The 17,100-nt window shown below is 64.5% G+C and carries 12 protein-coding genes; 8 read left to right on the plus strand and 4 right to left on the minus strand.

Annotation, left to right across the window (positions count from 1 at the left end):
- Nucleotides 1-96: 96 nt before the first annotated feature.
- Genes PGB28_RS16990 through PGB28_RS17000 form a run of 3 tightly spaced genes read right to left on the minus strand, consistent with a single transcriptional unit; the run spans nt 97 to nt 2,792 of the window.
- The gene (locus tag PGB28_RS16990) at nt 97-1,110 is read right to left on the minus strand and encodes a 5-oxoprolinase subunit C family protein (RefSeq protein ID WP_271422720.1); all 1,014 of its coding nucleotides are present in this window, start codon (nt 1,108-1,110) and stop codon (nt 97-99) included.
- Entirely contained in the window at nt 1,107-1,850 is a 744-nt protein-coding gene (locus PGB28_RS16995) for a 5-oxoprolinase subunit B family protein (protein ID WP_271422721.1), read from the minus strand. Before PGB28_RS16995 ends, PGB28_RS16990 begins: the two co-directional genes overlap by 4 nt.
- Before the next feature lie 51 nt (nt 1,851-1,901).
- Nucleotides 1,902-2,792 (minus strand): LysR family transcriptional regulator, encoded by an 891-nt coding sequence (locus PGB28_RS17000; RefSeq protein ID WP_271422722.1) that lies wholly within the window; start codon nt 2,790-2,792, stop codon nt 1,902-1,904.
- A 115-nt stretch (nt 2,793-2,907) separates the two neighbouring features.
- Between PGB28_RS17000 and PGB28_RS17005 the strand changes: the two genes are divergently transcribed.
- The 5 genes from PGB28_RS17005 to PGB28_RS17025 all read left to right on the plus strand — a co-directional run bounded on the left by PGB28_RS17005 (nt 2,908) and on the right by PGB28_RS17025 (nt 9,874).
- On the plus strand, nt 2,908-4,473 hold the full coding sequence (locus tag PGB28_RS17005; protein WP_271422723.1) for a proton-conducting transporter transmembrane domain-containing protein: 1,566 nt from the start codon (nt 2,908-2,910) through the stop codon (nt 4,471-4,473).
- 14 nt (nt 4,474-4,487) lie between these two features.
- Nucleotides 4,488-6,893 carry a YbcC family protein gene (locus PGB28_RS17010; protein ID WP_271422724.1) on the plus strand — a complete coding sequence of 802 codons (2,406 nt, stop codon included), beginning with the start codon at nt 4,488-4,490 and terminating at the stop codon, nt 6,891-6,893.
- Between the two features lie 69 nt (nt 6,894-6,962).
- Nucleotides 6,963-8,000 carry a pyridoxal-phosphate dependent enzyme gene (locus PGB28_RS17015; protein WP_271422725.1) on the plus strand — a complete coding sequence of 346 codons (1,038 nt, stop codon included), beginning with the start codon at nt 6,963-6,965 and terminating at the stop codon, nt 7,998-8,000.
- Nucleotides 7,997-9,121 carry a M24 family metallopeptidase gene (locus PGB28_RS17020; protein ID WP_271422726.1) on the plus strand — a complete coding sequence of 375 codons (1,125 nt, stop codon included), beginning with the start codon at nt 7,997-7,999 and terminating at the stop codon, nt 9,119-9,121. The genes PGB28_RS17015 and PGB28_RS17020 overlap by 4 nt, the downstream gene beginning before the upstream one ends.
- Before the next feature lie 3 nt (nt 9,122-9,124).
- Nucleotides 9,125-9,874, plus strand: a complete 750-nt coding sequence (locus PGB28_RS17025) for a maleate cis-trans isomerase family protein (protein WP_271422727.1) — start codon at nt 9,125-9,127, stop codon at nt 9,872-9,874.
- Between the two features lie 256 nt (nt 9,875-10,130).
- On the opposite strand, the gene PGB28_RS17030 is transcribed toward PGB28_RS17025, so the two are convergent.
- The gene (locus tag PGB28_RS17030) at nt 10,131-11,030 is read right to left on the minus strand and encodes a LysR family transcriptional regulator (protein ID WP_271422728.1); all 900 of its coding nucleotides are present in this window, start codon (nt 11,028-11,030) and stop codon (nt 10,131-10,133) included.
- 168 nt (nt 11,031-11,198) lie between these two features.
- Here PGB28_RS17030 and PGB28_RS17035 point away from each other — a divergent pair, with 168 nt between their 5' ends.
- From PGB28_RS17035 to PGB28_RS17045, 3 genes are all read left to right on the plus strand, one after another.
- Nucleotides 11,199-14,642 (plus strand): indolepyruvate ferredoxin oxidoreductase family protein, encoded by a 3,444-nt coding sequence (locus PGB28_RS17035; protein WP_271422729.1) that lies wholly within the window; start codon nt 11,199-11,201, stop codon nt 14,640-14,642.
- 32 nt (nt 14,643-14,674) lie between these two features.
- Nucleotides 14,675-15,958, plus strand: a complete 1,284-nt coding sequence (locus tag PGB28_RS17040; RefSeq protein ID WP_271422730.1) for an NAD(P)H-dependent oxidoreductase — start codon at nt 14,675-14,677, stop codon at nt 15,956-15,958.
- A 262-nt stretch (nt 15,959-16,220) separates the two neighbouring features.
- Nucleotides 16,221-17,099 (plus strand): lysophospholipid acyltransferase family protein, encoded by an 879-nt coding sequence (locus tag PGB28_RS17045; protein ID WP_271422731.1) that lies wholly within the window; start codon nt 16,221-16,223, stop codon nt 17,097-17,099.
- The last annotated feature ends 1 nt before the right edge of the window (nt 17,100 follow it).

Here is a 17,100-nt window from a genome sequence, read left to right on the forward strand (position 1 = left end):
GGGCGGGGTAAGCGTGGTCACTGGCGGGTCCGGCAGTTGGGGTTTCCCCTTGGCTAACAGCGCAATTGCGACATTGCCCCACTGTTTGCGACCTGTTCAGTTGTCTTCATCCCCGGCGATTACCCCGTCGACCAACCGGTAGGACAGCAGATCGCTCATGTCATGCGGGTCACGGATCAACGGGCGGGTGGCCTTGCGCAAGGCCCGGCGGCGCTCGACCTCGCGACGCTCAATCTCGACCGCCTCGTCCAGCGTGACGAATTGAAAGCACAGCTCCGCCCCGGGCCGGGCCTGTGCCACCCGGGGCAGGTCGGCAGGCAGGACCGAGCCGATACGGGGATAACCGCCGGTGGTCTGGCATTCGCTGAGCAGAACGAAAGGCGTGCCGTCGCCGGTGACCTGCACGTCGCCGGGGACAATGACTTCGGACAGGATATTCAATCCGGCGTCGGTGCCGAAGCCCTCGCCGTCGGGCAAGAGCCGCACGCCCATGCGGTTGCCGCGCGTGTCGCGGCGGAAGGTGGTGGCCTCGAACCGGGTGATTTCGGCTTGGGCAAACACATCGGTCTGAAGGCTGGGCACAAGCCGCACCGTGCCGCCATCGAACCGGGGCAGGGGGTCGAGCGTCAGTCCGGTGTCGGTTCGCGTATCCGCGCCAACGGGCAGTTGCGTTCCTTCGGCCAGCGCCGCCCCGATCCGCGCCGCCAGATGCGCGGCGCGTGATCCGAGCTGTTCGGGCGTGGCAATGCCGCCGCCCAGATGCAGGTAGCCATAGCTGCCGCGTTCCGCCGCGCCGACCTCCAGTTTTGACCCGGCGGGGAGCGTATGGCTGGCGTTCCAGACCAGCGGCGATCCGTCCAGCGTGGCGCGCATCGGCGCGCCGGTGAGCGCGATGCGCATATCCTCGCGCGCCTCGAACGTGCCGCCCATCCCGGCCAGTTCCAGCGCCGCGCAGGTCTCGGGCTGGTTAAGCAACGCCGCGCCTTCCCACAGCGCCAGCCGGTCCGCCGCGCCGCCGCGCGACAGGCCAAAGGCGAGGTAGCCGGGACGGCCTATATCCTGCACCGTGACGCCGGGCCCCGCGCGGTGGACGATCAGCGCGCGGCTCATGCGATCACCTCGGATGTGGCGCCGCCATCGGGGTCATCGTCATACCGGGCAAGCTCTTCGGGCGTGACCGCATAAAACAGCACCTCGTCGCCGGGGCGCAGGACAAAGGGGGTCTCGTCCCCCGGCCGGAACAGGCGAAACCGCGTCTGCCCGATATGCCGCCAGCCGGTGGGGGTGGCCACCGGAAACAGCACCAATTGCCGGATCGCGACGCAGAGCCCGGCGGCGGGCACTTCGGCAGTCAGCTTTGTCAGGCGGGGAATATCCCATGCTTCGGAAAGGGCACCCAGATAGGGCATGCCGGGGGCAAAGCCGATGGTCTGCACGCGGACCTGCGTCCGGGACAGCTCTTCAATGGCCTCCGCCTCGGTCAACCCCGCGGCGGAGGCGGCCTCGGCCATCTGCGGGCCGTGGTCGCCGCCAAAAACCGTCGGCACATGCCAAAGCCGCCGTCCCGTGGGCAGATCGGCGGCGAACCAGTTCTGCGCATGGGCCAGAGCCTCAAGATCGGCGCGCATCTCCGCATGCGACCGGCGCAGCGGGTCGAAACGCAGATAGGTCGAGACCAGCGAGGTCGAGCTCTCGCGCACTGCCTCCCAGCCTGCGTGCTCCACCGCATCGCGAAAGGCCAGCGCGGCGCGGTTGGCCTGTTCGCTGAGCCGGTCGGCAAAGCTGACGAGGAAACCGTCATATCCGGCGGTGCGGATCTGCGGCCAGTTTTGATCCTGCGCATCATTCATGGCGGCCCCGACCCTAGGCGCTCTGCCGTCGGGCACAAGCCGGGAAATGACTCAGGGCAGGAATGCGGTGTCCGATCGTGCGCCCAGAAGCTCCTGCACCAGCGGGTTGGGGAAGCGGCGGCGCAGGGTGACGGCATAGAATGTCTCGCGGATGCGGGGATGTTCGCGCGCCTCGACCAGCCGCCCCGAGGCCAGCTCGTCACGCACCACGATGGGTGCCACCAGCGCCAGCCCGATATCCTCGCGCGCCATGAGCCGCATCATCGCCATATCGTCCACCTCGGCGGCGATCTGCGGGCGCACGCCAAGCCGGCTGGCCAGCGCGTCAAAGGCGGTGCGCACGGTGTTGTCGGTGGTGGGCAGGATAAAGGGCTGTGTTTCCAGCAGGTCGCGCAGGGGCAGGTCGGGATCAAGCCGGTCGGGCGTGCCCACGATGCTGACCTCCTGATCGGCGATCTGGTGGGTTTCAAACGGCGTCAGGCTGTCGCCCTGCGGCGGGTGGTTCATCAGAACGAGGTCGAGGTTCAGCGTCTCCAGCCCCTCCATCAGCTCCGTCGGGCTGCCCGAGCGCAGGATCACCTCCACATCCATGCGGCTCAGGATCGGGCGCAGGAACCCGATCTGGAAGTTGCGCGAGAGCGTCGCCAACGCACCGACACGCAGCGCCTGACGGGTCAGCCCGGTTTCCTGCAAGGTAGCGACAAGCTCCTGTCCCGTCGCGAAAATCGCATCTGCGTGGTCCAGCGCGATGCGCCCCGCCTCGGTCAGGTGCAATTGCCGCCCGCGCCGGTCGAACAGCGCATGGCCCAGCCGTTCCTCAAGCTGCTTGATCTGCACCGACAGCGCCGATTGCGACAGGTTCAGCCGCTCCGCCGTGCGGGTCAGGTTGCCGTCATGGGCCACGGCCCAGAAATAGCGTAGGTGATGATAGTTCAGGGGCATATCGTTCTATTTATGCGAACGTTAATTCGCAAACAATGAATTTTTATTAAGTGAGTGAACCTCGTATCTCCCCGTCAAAGGGCCGCGTGCCCGCCAGATCCGAGGGAATTGCACAATGATATATCTCCTACCGCTTCTCAGCCCACTGATTCTGCTGGCCGTGGCGTGGCAGGCCAGCCGCGCGCCGGGAATGCGCCCCGGGCGCCTGCCGAAACTGGCCGAATACGGCGCGCTGGCCGCTTTTGCCGTGGCGGCGGTGTCTGCGGGGCTGCTCATTCTGAATGGCCCCGGCACTTCGGCGCTGATCGGCGCCCTCGGTGTCGGGATCTCGGTGCGGCTGGATGCGGTCAGCGCCACGATGCTGGTGCTGGTGAGCTTCATCGGTTGGATCGTGCTGCGCTACTCGGCCACCTATATGGATGGCGAGGCGCGGCAGGGCGCGTTCACCGGCTGGATGGCGGCGACGCTTGCCTCGGTGCTGCTGCTGGTCATGTCGGGCAACCTGATCCAGTTGCTTGTCGCCTGGACGGTGACCAGCCTGACGCTGAACAAATTGCTGCTGTTCTACCCGGACCGTGACACCGCCCGGCGCGCGGCGCGCAAAAAGGCGCTGGTGGCCCGGTTGAGCGAAGTGACACTCGCGGGCGCAGTGGTGCTGTTGATCACGGGATATGGCACCACCGATATCGCGACGCTGCTGGGCGCGGCACAGGCGGATCTCTGGACCATCGGCGCAGCGCTCCTGCTGGCGCTGGCCGCTGTGCTCGCCTCGGCGCAGTTCCCGGTGCATGGCTGGCTGACCGAGGTGATGGAAGCGCCCACGCCGGTCTCGGCCCTGCTGCATGCGGGTGTGATCAATGCCGGTGGCTTCCTGCTGATCCGCTTTGCCGATGTGATGCTGGCCGCGCCCGGGGTCATGGCGGTTCTGGTCATGCTGGGGGGCTTCACGGCGCTGTTTGGCGGGCTGGTGATGCTCACGCAACCGGCGGTCAAGACCTCGCTGGCCTGGTCCACCATCGCGCAGATGGCTTTCATGATCATGCAATGCGGTCTGGCGCTTTTCCCGCTGGCGCTGCTGCATATCGTGGCCCATTCGCTTTACAAGGCGCATGCCTTCCTGAGTGCCGGTGAAGCCGTGCGCAACGTGGCGGCGATCAGGCGGCCCGGCCCGGTGGCGGTGCCCTCGGGGCGCAACGTGCTGCAGGCCTTTGGTATCGGTATCGTGATCTACATCCTCGTGGGCGCGGTGTTCGGTTTTGACGGCAAATCGGTGCAGGCGATTGCGCTTGGCGTGATCCTGATCTTCGGCGTGGCCTATATCCTGGCCCAGGGTTTTGCCGATGCCGCGCCCATGGCGCTGACCCGGCGCACGGTGATCTATGCCGCCGTGACCTCGGTCAGCTACTTCCTGCTGCAGATGGCGGCGCTCTCGCTGACCGCAGGCGCATTGCCCGCCACCCCCGCACCCGGTCCGCTGGAATGGGCGCTGATTGTGCTGGCGCTGATCAGCTTCGGCGTGGTCGCGGTGGCACAGGCAACCTTCCCGCTCTGGGCCAACCATCCGGCAGCGTCGGGGCTGCGCGTGCACCTGTCCAACGGGCTTTATGCCAATGCGCTCTTTGACCGGCTGCTGGGCGGCTGGTCGCGGGGCAAAACCTCAACCTCCAAAACTCTGGCCTGAGAAGGGGACACGACATGTTCATGAAACTGGAAACCTATCCCGCCGCCCTTCTGGAACTGGTTGCCGAGGCTGACAGCGCCGCACGCGCCATCCCGCCGCTCTTTCCGCTGTCCTCCAGCGTCGCGGTCAATCCCTTCCTGGGTCAGAGCGAAGAGCCGCTGCCCGTGACCGCCGCGCGTCTGGCACGGGTCTCGGGCCAGCGGGTCACGCCGGAGCGCGCCCATTGGGCCGAGAAACTGGATGCAGGCGAGATCACCGAGGATGACATCCGGGCTGCGCTCGATGCGGTGGACGGCCCCTTTGACCGGCCCACGCTGGACGATGTGACCGCCGCGCTGATGACCGAAGGCACTTTGCCCGAGGGCCTGCCCACGGTGGCGGAGCTGGCCGCCGAGGTCTCGGGCATCAACTGGCCCGGTCTGATCGAAGAGCGCATCGGTGCCTTTGCCGCCAGCCATTTCGATCAGGGACAGGCGCTCTGGCAACCCAGCCGCGCGGGCGGCACCTTTGCCGCGTGGCGTGAGTTTGCCAGCCGTGACCTGACGCCGGAAATCCACGGGCTTAGCGGCTTTGCATCCTTTGTGGCGGGCACCAACCGGTCGCATTGGCGCGCCATTGGCCGCGCCTGCGAGACCATGGGCGTCTCGACCGAGGCCGCCGGGACCGCGTTTCACACCTGGCTGATGCGGCTGGGCGGTTGGGCGCAATATGCCCGTTACCTGCTGTGGCAGGCCGAATTGAATGGCGGGCATGACAAGACCGTGACCGAGCTTCTGGCCATCCGCATGGTCTATGACGAGGCGCTTTACGGTCTGTACAAAGAGCAGATCGCCGAACGCTGGGCCGATGTGGTTGCCACGCATGAAACCCCGGTCACGCCCACCCGCGATCTGGTCATCGACGCGGTGTTGCAGGAGGCCGGCGAACGCGCCGCACAGCGCAAGCTTGCAGGCATCGTCACAGGCGCGAAACCGCGCCGGGCCAATAAACGCGCCGATGTGCAGGCGGCGTTCTGCATCGACGTGCGCTCCGAGGTGTTCCGCCGCGCGCTGGAGGCGCAGGACGCAGGCATCGAGACCATCGGCTTTGCCGGGTTCTTTGGCCTTGCCAGCGCGCATAAGGCGGCAGGCTCGGACGTGACCGAGGCACGCGGCCCGGTGCTGTTGCAGGCGGGGGTGTGCTCCAAAGCCGCCGAGCCGGAACAGGCTGACCTGGATCGGCGTTACGCCGCGCGGGCCAAACGCGCCTGGGGCCGGTTCAAGCTGGCCGCAGTGTCCTCTTTTGCCTTTGTCGAAGCAACCGGCCCGGTCTATGCGGGCAAGCTTCTGCGCGATGCGCTGGGGATCAGTGGCAAACACGCCCAGGACCCCGCACCGCAGCTGGACCCGGCAATCGGGCTGGCCGACCGGGTGAAAACGGCCAAGGCCGTGCTGGGGGCCATGTCGCTGACCAAGGGGTTTGCGCCCATCGTCATGCTGGCGGGCCACGGCGCGGATGTGACCAACAACCCCCATGAAAGCGCGCTGCAATGCGGCGCCTGCGGGGGCTATGCGGGGGATGTGAATGCGCGGCTTCTGGCGGGTCTGTTGAATGACCCCGAGGTGCGCGCCGGGCTGCGCGATACCGGCATCGACATCCCCAAGGACACCGTGTTCCTGCCCGCGCTGCATCACACGACCACTGATCAGGTCACGCTCTATGAACAGGACCTGCCTGCGGGCGACTGGACGGCGGGCCTGTCCCGGCTCAAGGGCTGGCTCAAGGCGGCGGGCGCGCTGGCACGGTCCGAGCGTGCCGCCCGTCTGCCTCGCGCACAGGGCGGAGATGACATCACCCGCCGTGCGCAGGACTGGGCCGAACTGCGCCCGGAATGGGGGCTGGCGGGCTGCCGCGCCTTTATCGCCGCGCCGCGCGCGCGGACCGAGGGCACGGGCCTGTCGGGGCAGACCTTCCTGCACAATTACGATTGGCAGGCGGATGAAGGCTTTGGCGTGCTGGAGCTGATCATGACCGCGCCGGTGGTGGTGGCCAGCTGGATCAGCCTGCAATATTACGGCTCGACCGTGGCGCCCACGCTGTTTGGCGGCGGCAACAAGCTGTTGCATAACGTGGCCGGTGGTATCGGCGTGCTGGAGGGCAATGGCGGTTCCCTGCGTCCCGGCCTGCCCTGGCAGTCGGTGCATGACGGCGAGGGGTTTCAGCATGATCCGCTGCGGCTCTCGGTGGTGATCGAGGCCCCGCGCGAGGCGATGACCGATATCCTCGAACGTCACCCGCAGGTGCGGGCGCTGTTCGACAATCGCTGGCTGCATCTGATTGCCATGGGCGATCAGGGGCGTCTGGCCTGGCGCTATGACGGCGATCTGAAATGGTCGCGCTTCGAGACCACACAGGGCGAGACCGCCATCGCGGCAGAGTAATCGTGCGCGTCTATTGACCGAGCCTCCCTTTCCGGTTTCTGTGGCGAAAACAGATCCCGGGGAGGGAGTATGCAAACTCTGGAAAATCCATGGCGCGGGCAGGGGATCGACCTGCCCGACACGCCTTTGCCCAGCACCGATGCCGAGACCGTGCGCGCACTGCTGGCACAATGCCCGGCAGCGGGCGAGACGCTGCTGGTAGACGCGACAGCGCTGGCCGAACGGGTCGGCGTGGAGCGGGTCTGGGTCAAGGATGAGCGCACCCGCATGGGGCTGGGTTCGTTCAAGGCGCTTGGCGCGGCTTACGTGATCGCCCATGAGGCGGTGGCGACCGGGGCCGGGGATTTGTCCGCCACACTCAACGGGCGCTGTTATGTGACCGCGAGCGCGGGCAATCATGGGCTGTCCGTCGCGGCGGGTGCGAAAGTGTTCGGCGCGCGGGCGGTGATCTACCTGTCGGACACGGTGCCAGAGGGCTTTGCCGAGCGGCTGCGCGCCAAGGGGGCCGAGGTGGTGCGCGCGGGCGCGGATTACGAGGCCAGCATGGAGGCGGCGCAACAGGCGGCCGCGGACAATGGCTGGACGCTGCTCTCGGACAGTTCCTGGCCCGGCTACATGGACCTGCCGCATCGGTTGATGGAGGGCTACCTTGCCATGGCCGCCGAGGCGGCGGAGCAGGTGGGGGAGACGCCCACGCATATCTACCTGCAGGCCGGGGTTGGCGGGCTGGCCGGGGCCTGTGCTGCCTATTTCCGCAAGATCTGGGGTAACGCGCCGCGCATCATCGTGGTCGAGCCGGACGCCGCGCCCGCGCTTTATGAAAGCATTCGCGCGGGCCGGGTGGTTGATACCGAAGGGCCGGTCTCCGATATGGGGCGGCTCGATTGCAAGACGCCGTCGATGATCGCGCTTGCGGGGTTGTCGCGGGACGCGGATGCCTTTGCACTGATCTCCGAGGAGGAAGCGCAGGCGGCACTGCCCGTACTGGCGGGCGCCGGGCTGGCGACCACCACATCGGGCGGCGCGGGTGTCGCTGCGGCACTGTTGGACACGCTTCCCGCCGGGGCCCGCGTGCTCTGCATCCTCAGCGAAGAGGCCGAGGCGTGAGTCGCGGCTTTCCGGTTGCCGAATACGAGGGCCGGCTCAGCCGCGCGCAGGCACTCATGGAGCGGGCCGGGCTGGAGGCGCTGCTTCTGACCACGGAACCCGAGGTCCGTTATTTCACCGGCTATCTCACCCGGTTCTGGGAAAGTCCCTCGCGGCCCTGGTTCCTGATCGTGCCGCGTCACGGCAAGCCGGTGGCGGTGATCCCCTCGATCGGGGCGGCGTTGATGGGCAAGACATGGGTGGAGGATATCCGCACATGGTCGGCACCTGATCTGGTCGATGATGGCGTTTCGCTGTTGATCGACACGCTGCGCGAAGTAGCGGCGGGGCCGGTGGGCGTCCCGATGGGCCATGAAACCCATCTGCGCATGCCGCTGGCGGATTTCGATAGGGTCCGGGGCGCGGTTGAGATCACCCATGATCACGGCATTATGCGCCGCTTACGCATGGTGAAGTCCGCGGCCGAGATCGACAAAATCCGCACCGCCTGCGCCATTGCGGGGCGCGCCTTTGACCGGGTGGGTGGGATTGCGGGCGCGGGCGCGCCGCTGAGCCAGGTGTTCCGCGATTTCCAGCGGCTCTGCCTTGAGGAAGGCGCGGATTGGGTGCCCTATCTGGCCGGTGGCGCGGGGCCATTGGGTTATGACGATGTAATTTCCCCGGCCAGCGAAACGCCGCTGACGCGCGGCGATGTGCTGATGCTGGATACCGGCCTCGTGCGGGACGGGTATTTCTGCGATTATGACCGCAACTACGCGGTCGGTCCGGTCGACGACGCCGCGCATCGCGCCTGGGAGACGCTCATGCGGGCCACGCAGGCCGGGTTCGACGCGGCACAGCCCGGTGCGCGGGCCTGTGACGTGTTCCGCGCCATGGACGCCATTGTCGGTGGTGGCGATGCCGGGCGGCTGGGGCATGGGCTGGGGATGCAGTTGACCGAGGGACCGTCTTTCATCGCCGGGGACGACACAATGCTGGAGCCGGGTATGGTGCTGACGCTGGAGCCCGGTGTGGCGCTGCCCGGGGGCGGGATCATGGTACATGAGGACGTGATCGTGGTGACCGAGACGGGCGCGGAACAGCTGTCGCCCAAGGTCCTCGACAGATTGCCGGAGATTTGAAAGATGACACGGGTTTTCGATTTCACGCTTGGTCCGCCCATCGGGGAACAGGCGACGCTGGGCGTGATCGTCCTTCAATCGGATGAGACGCTGGAACATGATTTCCGCAGGCTGCTGCCCGAACGTGGTGTGGCGCTCTATACCTCGCGCATTCCCAGCGGGGCAGAAGTGTCCACCGACAGCCTTGCCGAGATGGAGGCCGAGATGCCGCGCGCTGCCGGATTGCTGCCGCGCCCGGTGCGGTTTGATGCGGTAGGCTATGGCTGCACCTCGGGCACATCGGTGATCGGGGCGCGTCGGGTGGCGGAACTGGTCAAATCGGGCTGCCAGACCGAGGCAGTGACCGAACCGCTCAGCGCGCTGCTGGCGGCATGTCACCATCTGGGCATTACGCGGCTGGCCTTTCTGTCGCCCTATGTCGAGGCGGTGTCATCGCACTTGCGCAATGTGCTGGCGCAGGACGGGGTGGAAACGCCGGTTTTCGGCACATTCGACGAGGCCGAGGAAACCCGCGTGGCGCGCATCGACGGCGGGTCGATCAAGGCGGCAGCGCGGGCGTTGATGGCCGATGGTGAGGCGGATGCTTTGTTCATGAGCTGCACGAACCTGCGTACGCTGGACGTGATCGCCGAGATCGAGGCCGAGATCGGCAAACCGGTCTTGTCGAGCAATCAGGTGCTGGCCTGGGACCTCATGCGGCGGGCCGGAGTGGCGTGCCATCACGATGGGTATGGGCGGCTCTTTCACGCATAGGGAGAAGGCCGCGCAACCGTTTCGCCAAAAAAAAGGCCGAGCACTAAGCTCGGCCGAAGTCCAACAGGGAGGTATGAAGATGAGCGCGATGCGCAATCAATCTCCATGAGGATGAAATAATCGGCAGGTTTGAGTCGATCAAGAACAATAATGCCGCACATGCAGCATGGCCGCTATGCGTTGCACGCATGCCTCACTTTTCAACCTGCATTTTTCGCGTGAAAAATGTGCGGTCATCCCGGTGGTGATGATGATTTCAGCTTTTTTCCCGTATCAACCGGCGATGGGCGATGATCTCTTCCTGTACGAAATCGCGGAAAGCAGCGATGCGCTTTGATTGCCTGAGTTCTTCGGGAAATGCAAGGAAGACCGGCACTTCATTACTCTCGATCTCTTCGAGCACGCGGGTCACGCCGGGAAAATCCTCGGTCACGTAATCGGGCAGGACGCCGATACCCAGATTGCTGATGACCGCCTGCAATACCCCGAAATAGTTGTTTACGGTCAGTGTGTTGCGCACGTCATAGGTGAGCAGCATCTGCACAAAGCTCTGCCCGGCCCCCACTTGCGTCGAGGTGGTGTTCTGACAGATCAGCCGGTGCCCCGCCAGATCGTCAAGCGTTTCCGGCGTGCCGTTCTCCGCGAGATATTCCGGCGTTGCATAGAGCCGCATATGAACGGCCATGAGCCGCTTGCGCACCAGGTCGGCCTGGCTGGGTTCCTTCATGCGAATGGCGACATCCGCCTCGCGCATGGGCAGGTCAAGCACGCGTTCTTCCAGCATCAGGTCAATATTGAGGTCGGGGTATTTTTCATAAAGCTTGGGCAGGCGCGGCGCCAGCCAGAGCGACCCGAAACCGGTGGTCGTGGTGACGCGCAATTCTCCAAACACTTCTTCTTCACTGTCGCGGATGCGCGCCGAGGCCGCATCGAGCCGTTTTGCCATCGCTGATGTGGCGTCAAACAGCAATTCCCCCTGTTCGGTAAGAATCAGTCCCCGCGCATGACGGTGAAAGAGCGTGGTGTTGAGGCTTTCTTCGAGCGCGCGAATCTGCCGGCTGACCGCCGATTGCGACAGATGCAGCACGTCACCGGCATGGGTGAGGCTGCCCGCATCGGCCACCGCATGAAATATTCTGAGCTTGTCCCAATCCATATTGATAACTTTCGTGATGGGTGTTCGCGCGAAATGCAAGAAAAACCTGTAACATGTCGTTCTAGCGCTAACACGGGGAAGTCACGTAAATTTTCCCTCGCAAGGTCAGTAATTATGACCTAATGTTGAGCTATGATGAATAACAGCACATCAGCCTTGGGAGGGGTCATGAGCGAGCAACAGATTTCCCTGAATGACAGGTTCGACCTGACGAAATCGCCGGTCCTTTTGAACGGGACCCAGGCGCTTGTGCGGTTGATGCTGGCGCAAAAGGCCCGCGACGTAAAAGCCGGGCACAACACCGCCGGTTACGTCACGGGCTATCGCGGATCACCGCTTGGCGGGGTCGATATCCAGATGACCCGCGCCGCCAAATGGCTGGCCGAGAGCGATGTGCTCTTCAATCCCGGCCTGAACGAGGACCTTGCCGCCACGGCGCTCTGGGGCAGCCAGCAGGCCGAGCTGCGCGGCGAGGGCAAATATGACGGTGTCTTTGGTCTGTGGTACGGCAAGGGGCCGGGCGTGGACCGCTCGGGCGACGCCATGCGCCACGCCAATATGGCAGGCACCTCGCCGCTGGGCGGCGTGATCATGGCCATGGGCGATGACCATACCGGCGAAAGCTCCACCGTGCTGCATCAGAGCGAATGGGCGCTGGTCGATGCCTATATGCCCGTGGTCAGCCCCGCAGGTGTGCAGGAAATCCTTGATTACGGGCTCTATGCCTTTGCCCTGTCGCGGTTTTCCGGGCTCTGGGTGGGGCTCAAGACCATGAAGGACACGATCGAGACCACGGCGGTGGTGGATGGCGATCCGCATCGACTGAGCTTTGTTACGCCCGCGTTCGACATGCCTCCGGGCGGGTTGAACATCCGGCTGGCAGAGACCACGCGCGACTTGCTGACGGGGCCGCATGAGCAGGAAGCCCGCATGATCGACTACAAACGCTTCGCTGCCGAGGCGTTTTCCCATGCCAACAAGATGGACAAACGCGTCTGGGGCAAGCCCGGCGCCAAGATCGGGTTTGTCGCGGCGGGCAAGAACTGGCTCGACCTGACCCATGCGATGAGCCTGCTCAACATCACCGAAGACGAGGCCGAGCGACTGGGCATCACCACCTACAAGGTCGGTCAGACATTTCCGTTGGATATGAAGGGCTTTCACGACTGGGCTGAAGGTCTGGACCTGATCGTGATTGTCGAGGAAAAGCGCAAGCTGATCGAGGTGCAGGTCAAGGAAGCCATTTTCGATGACCGGCGCGGGCGGCGCGTCTATGGCTGGTACAAGGGCGGCGCGGGCAGCATGCATCGCGAAGAGCTGTTCCCGACGCGCGGCGCGCTGGACCCGATCTGGATTGCCGAGAAACTGGGCGAAATCCTCATCGAAGAGGGGCGCGGCACCGATGGCATCCGCGAAGGATTGGCCGAATTGCAGGCCGCGCGCGCGGGCGACAATGCCGAGGAAATCGCCGCACGGCTCCCGTATTTCTGTGCCGGTTGCCCGCATAACAGCTCGACCAAACTGCCTGAAGGCTCCCGTGCCTATGCCGGGATTGGCTGTCACTACATGGCGCAATGGATGGATCGCAGCACCATCGGATCAACGCATATGGGGGCCGAGGGGGCGAACTGGATCGGGGAAGCGCCGTTTTCCAAACGTGACCACGTGTTCCAGAACCTGGGCGATGGCACCTATAACCATTCCGGCACGCTGGCGATCCGGGCGGCTTTGGCGGCGGGCACCAATATCACCTACAAGATCCTCTATAATGACGCCGTAGCCATGACTGGCGGGCAGCCCAATGAAGGCGGATTGACCCCGCAGAAGATCGCCCGGGAACTGCGCGCCATGGGGGTGGAACATGTCTTTGCGGTCTATGATGAAAAGGAAGATGTTGACCTGAAGTCTTTCCCGCAAGGCGTTGAATTGCATGAAAGATCGGAAATGCAGGCGGTGCAGGAGCGCTGCCGCGACATTCCCGGCGTCTCCGCCATCGTCTATATCCAGACCTGCGCGGCGGAAAAGCGGCGGCGGCGCAAGCGTGGGACCTTCCCGGACCCGGACAAGCGGGTGTTCATCAACACCGATATCTGTGAAGGCTGCGGCGATTGCGGGGTGCAGTCGAACTGCATCGCCATCGTGCCCGAGGAAACCGAACTGGGCCGCAAACGGGCGATTGACCAATCCGCCTGTAACAAGGATTTCTCTTGCCTGAAAGGGTTTTGCCCGTCGTTCCTCACGCTGGAGGGTGCCACGGTCAAGAAAGGCGCGACCCGCGAGTTGGACCTGCCGCACCTGCCCGAACCGGACCTGCCCGCCATTGACGGGACATGGAATGTGGTGGTGACTGGTGTGGGCGGCACCGGCGTTGTGACCATCGGTGCGGTGATGGCACAGGCGGCGCAGATCGACGGTAAGGGTGCCGGCATGATGGAGATGGCGGGCCTTGCGCAAAAGGGTGGCGCGGTGCTGGTGCATTGCCGTCTGGCGGAGCGGCCCGGGGACATCTCGGCGATCCGCGTGGCCACCGGAGAATGCGACGCGCTGATCGGCGGCGATCTGGTGGTGTCCGCCGGGGCCAAGACACTGGGTCTGCTGCGTCCGGGACGCTCGGGCGCGGTGGTCAACAGCCATGAGATCATCACCGGGGATTTCACCCGCGATACAAAATTTTCCATACCATCCGACAGGTTGGAACTGGCTCTTGAAGCGCGGCTTCAGGAGCGGTTGAGCCTGTTCGATGCCACGGAACTGTCCCGCGTGGTCATGGGGGATTCGATCTATTCCAACATGATGATCTTTGGCGCGGCGTGGCAGCGCGGGCTTGTGCCGCTGAGCCGCGACGCGATTGTTCAGGCGATCAAGCTGAACGGTCAGGCGGTGGAGCGCAACCTGCGCGCCTTTGACGTGGGTCGCTGGGCGGTGCTGCATCCGGCGGACGCGGCAGAGATGGTCGTGCATGACGCGGTCGTGGAGATGCCCAAGACACTGGCCGAGCGCATCGCCTTCCGCGCCGATCATCTGCGCGCCTATCAGGGCAAGCGGCTGGCCAACCGCTACCTGAAACGGGTGGAGGCCATCGAGGATGAGGGCCTGCGCGAAGCGGTGGCGCTGGGGTATCACAAGCTCTTGGCTTACAAGGATGAATACGAGGTCGCGCGGCTCATGCTCGACAGCCGCGAGAAAGCGGCTGAAACCTTTGAGGGCGATTTCAAGATGAGTTTCCACCTTGCACCGCCTCTGTTGAGCAAGGAGGGCCCCGATGGCCGCCCGGTCAAGAAAACCTATGGCGAGAGGATGCTGCGGCTGATGAAGCTGTTGTCCAAACTCAAGGGGCTGCGCGGCACGCCGTTTGATCCCTTTGGCTACAGTGCCGAGCGCAAGATGGAACGCGCGCTGATCAAGCAATATGAACGCGATCTGGACGAGGTTTTGCCCAAGCTGGATGCCGCGACCCGCGACCCCATCATCGCGCTGGCGCGCCTACCGCTCGACATTCGCGGCTTTGGCCCGGTCAAGGCGGCGAACGAGGCCAAGGCGGCGAAGCGGCGCGAAGAGTTATTGTCGGTGATCCGCGACGGCGGACCGACGCTTGCCAAGGCGGCTGAGTGATGTCCTAATCTCTTGAAAAGGGAGGACAGGACATGAACCTTGCAAGGCTGGCGGCGGAACGCGCCACACCGGTACGCGTGGGACTGATCGGGGCGGGCAAATTCGGCTCGATGTTCCTTAGCCAAGTGCCGACGATTGCCGGGCTTGAGGTCACGGCAATCGCCGATCTGGATCCGGAAAAGGCGATGAATGCCTGCCGCGCCGTGGGGTGGGACGAGGAACGCATCGCCGCGACCGCCTTTGTAGAGGATGGCGCGGCGCTCACCGCGCGCGACGATGTGGAGGTGGTGATCGAGGCCACCGGCAATCCGCGCGCAGGCATCAGCAACGCGCTGGCCGCGTTTGAGGCGGGCAAACATGTGGTCATGGTCAATGTCGAGGCCGACGCCATGGTCGGGCCGGTTTTGGCGCAACGGGCGCGGGCGGCTGGCGTGGTCTATTCCATGGCCTATGGCGATCAGCCCGCGCTGGTGGCCGAGATGGTCGATTGGGCGCGCGCCACAGGGTTCACCGTGACGGCAGCAGGCAAGGGCACGAAATACCTGCCTGCCTATCATCAGGTGACGCCGGATGATGTCTGGGCGCATTACGGGTTGACGCCTGAAGAGGCGGCCAAGGCCGGTATGAACCCGCAGATGTTCAACTCGTTCCTCGATGGCACCAAGAGCGCGATCGAGATGGTGGCGATTGCCAATGCCTGCGGGCTGGATGTGCCGTCAGGCGGGCTGGGCTTCCCGGCCTGCGGTGTCGATGACCTGTCCCATGTTCTGCGGCCCCGCGATCTGGGTGGCGTATTGGAAGGACGCGGCATGGTCGAGACGATCTCGTCTCTGGAACGCGATGGTCGCCCGGTGTTCCGCGATCTGCGCTGGGGCGTGTATGTGGTGATCGAGGCACCCAATGATTATGCCGCGGCCTGTTTCGCGCAATATGGGTTGCCCACCGATGCCACCGGGCGCTTTGCGTCGATGTACAAACCCTTTCACCTGATCGGGTTGGAATTGTCCGTCTCGGTGCTCAGCGCGGCGTTGCGCGGGGAACCCACGGGGCAGGCGCGCGAGATGCGCGGGACGGTGGCGAGCGTGGCCAAGAAGAACCTGAAGGCGGGTGAGATGCTGGATGGCGAAGGCGGCTACACCGTCTGGGGCAAGGCGCTGCCCGTGGCGGTGGCGGGCAACGCGTTGCCCATCGGGCTGGCCCATGGGGTGCGGATGGTGCGGGATGTGGCCAAGGGTTCGGTTGTGGCCTTGGCGGATGTGGACCTGGGCGAGGACGCGGCGTCGGAGATGTACAAGGAGGTGTTGGCTGGGGGATGAGCCGCGCGGCGTCAGACCGTGGGATGGCGATCCAACGCTTGCGCGAGGCACTTTATGTTCGCCACATCCGATTGACCTCTGAACGAGACGCTGACGTCAACAAATCGCCAGCCCGGGGGGCGGTCTGGCGATGCGCGGCGGCTTCGCCGTTGTTTCGCGCCAGCGCTTCACCTCCGGGCCGTCATGTCACAGTCCCGTCACATCCTCTGGATTATAAACTCCAACCGTCATAAAGAGCATCGACTTTCAGAGGACCCGCCCGATGCCCAGCCAACGGCACGCTGCACGCGATATTTCTTACGCCTATTCCGCCGAAACCCGCGGCGGGCGGGCGATGATCCGGCTCATGGAAAACGCCACCGGACGCGTGAGCCTCATCAAACGCGCCAAGGGCTATGAGGAAGAGGTCGCGCAGGGGCGCGATTTCTGGCAGGTCATGGTGGAACGCTACGGGCTGCAGCTTGAGGTCATGGGCGGGGCGCTGGACAATATCCCCACGGACGGCCCGCTGATCCTCATTGCGAACCACCCTTACGGTATTCTCGATGGGTTGATGATGGGCCATATCCTGTCGGTGGTGCGGGGCGATTTCCGCATTCTGGCGCATCGCATCTTCCGCAAGGCCAAGGAGCTGGACCAGATCATCCTGCCGGTCAATTTCGAGGAATCGAAAGAGGCGGTGAAGGAAAACCTGGAAACCCGCAAGGAGGCGCTGCGCTATCTCGATGCGGGCGGGGCGATTGGCATCTTTCCGGGCGGCACGGTGTCGACGGCGGCCAAGCCGTTTTCCAAGCCGATGGACCCGGGCTGGCGTACATTCACGGCGCGCATGGTGGCGAAATCGAATGCCACGGTGGTGCCGATCTATTTTGATGGCCATACGTCCAGATTGTTCCAGCTTGCCAGTCATTTACATGTCACGCTGCGCATGGGGCTGCTGATCAAGGAGTTCCGCAAACGGGTCGATACGCCCGTGCGGGTGGTCATTGGCGCGCCGATTGATCGTGCCGAATTGGACGCGCGTGCAAAAGACAGTCGCGCAATGATGGATTTCCTGCGCAAAGCGACGTATGACCTGTCTCCAATACCATTGAAGACGTATGATTACGGCTTCGAGTTCGAGGAGCGGCGCAAGTCGTAAG

It is taken from the genome of Primorskyibacter aestuariivivens, from assembly GCF_028023675.1.
Taxonomy (GTDB): Bacteria; Pseudomonadota; Alphaproteobacteria; order Rhodobacterales; family Rhodobacteraceae; genus Marinovum; species Marinovum aestuariivivens.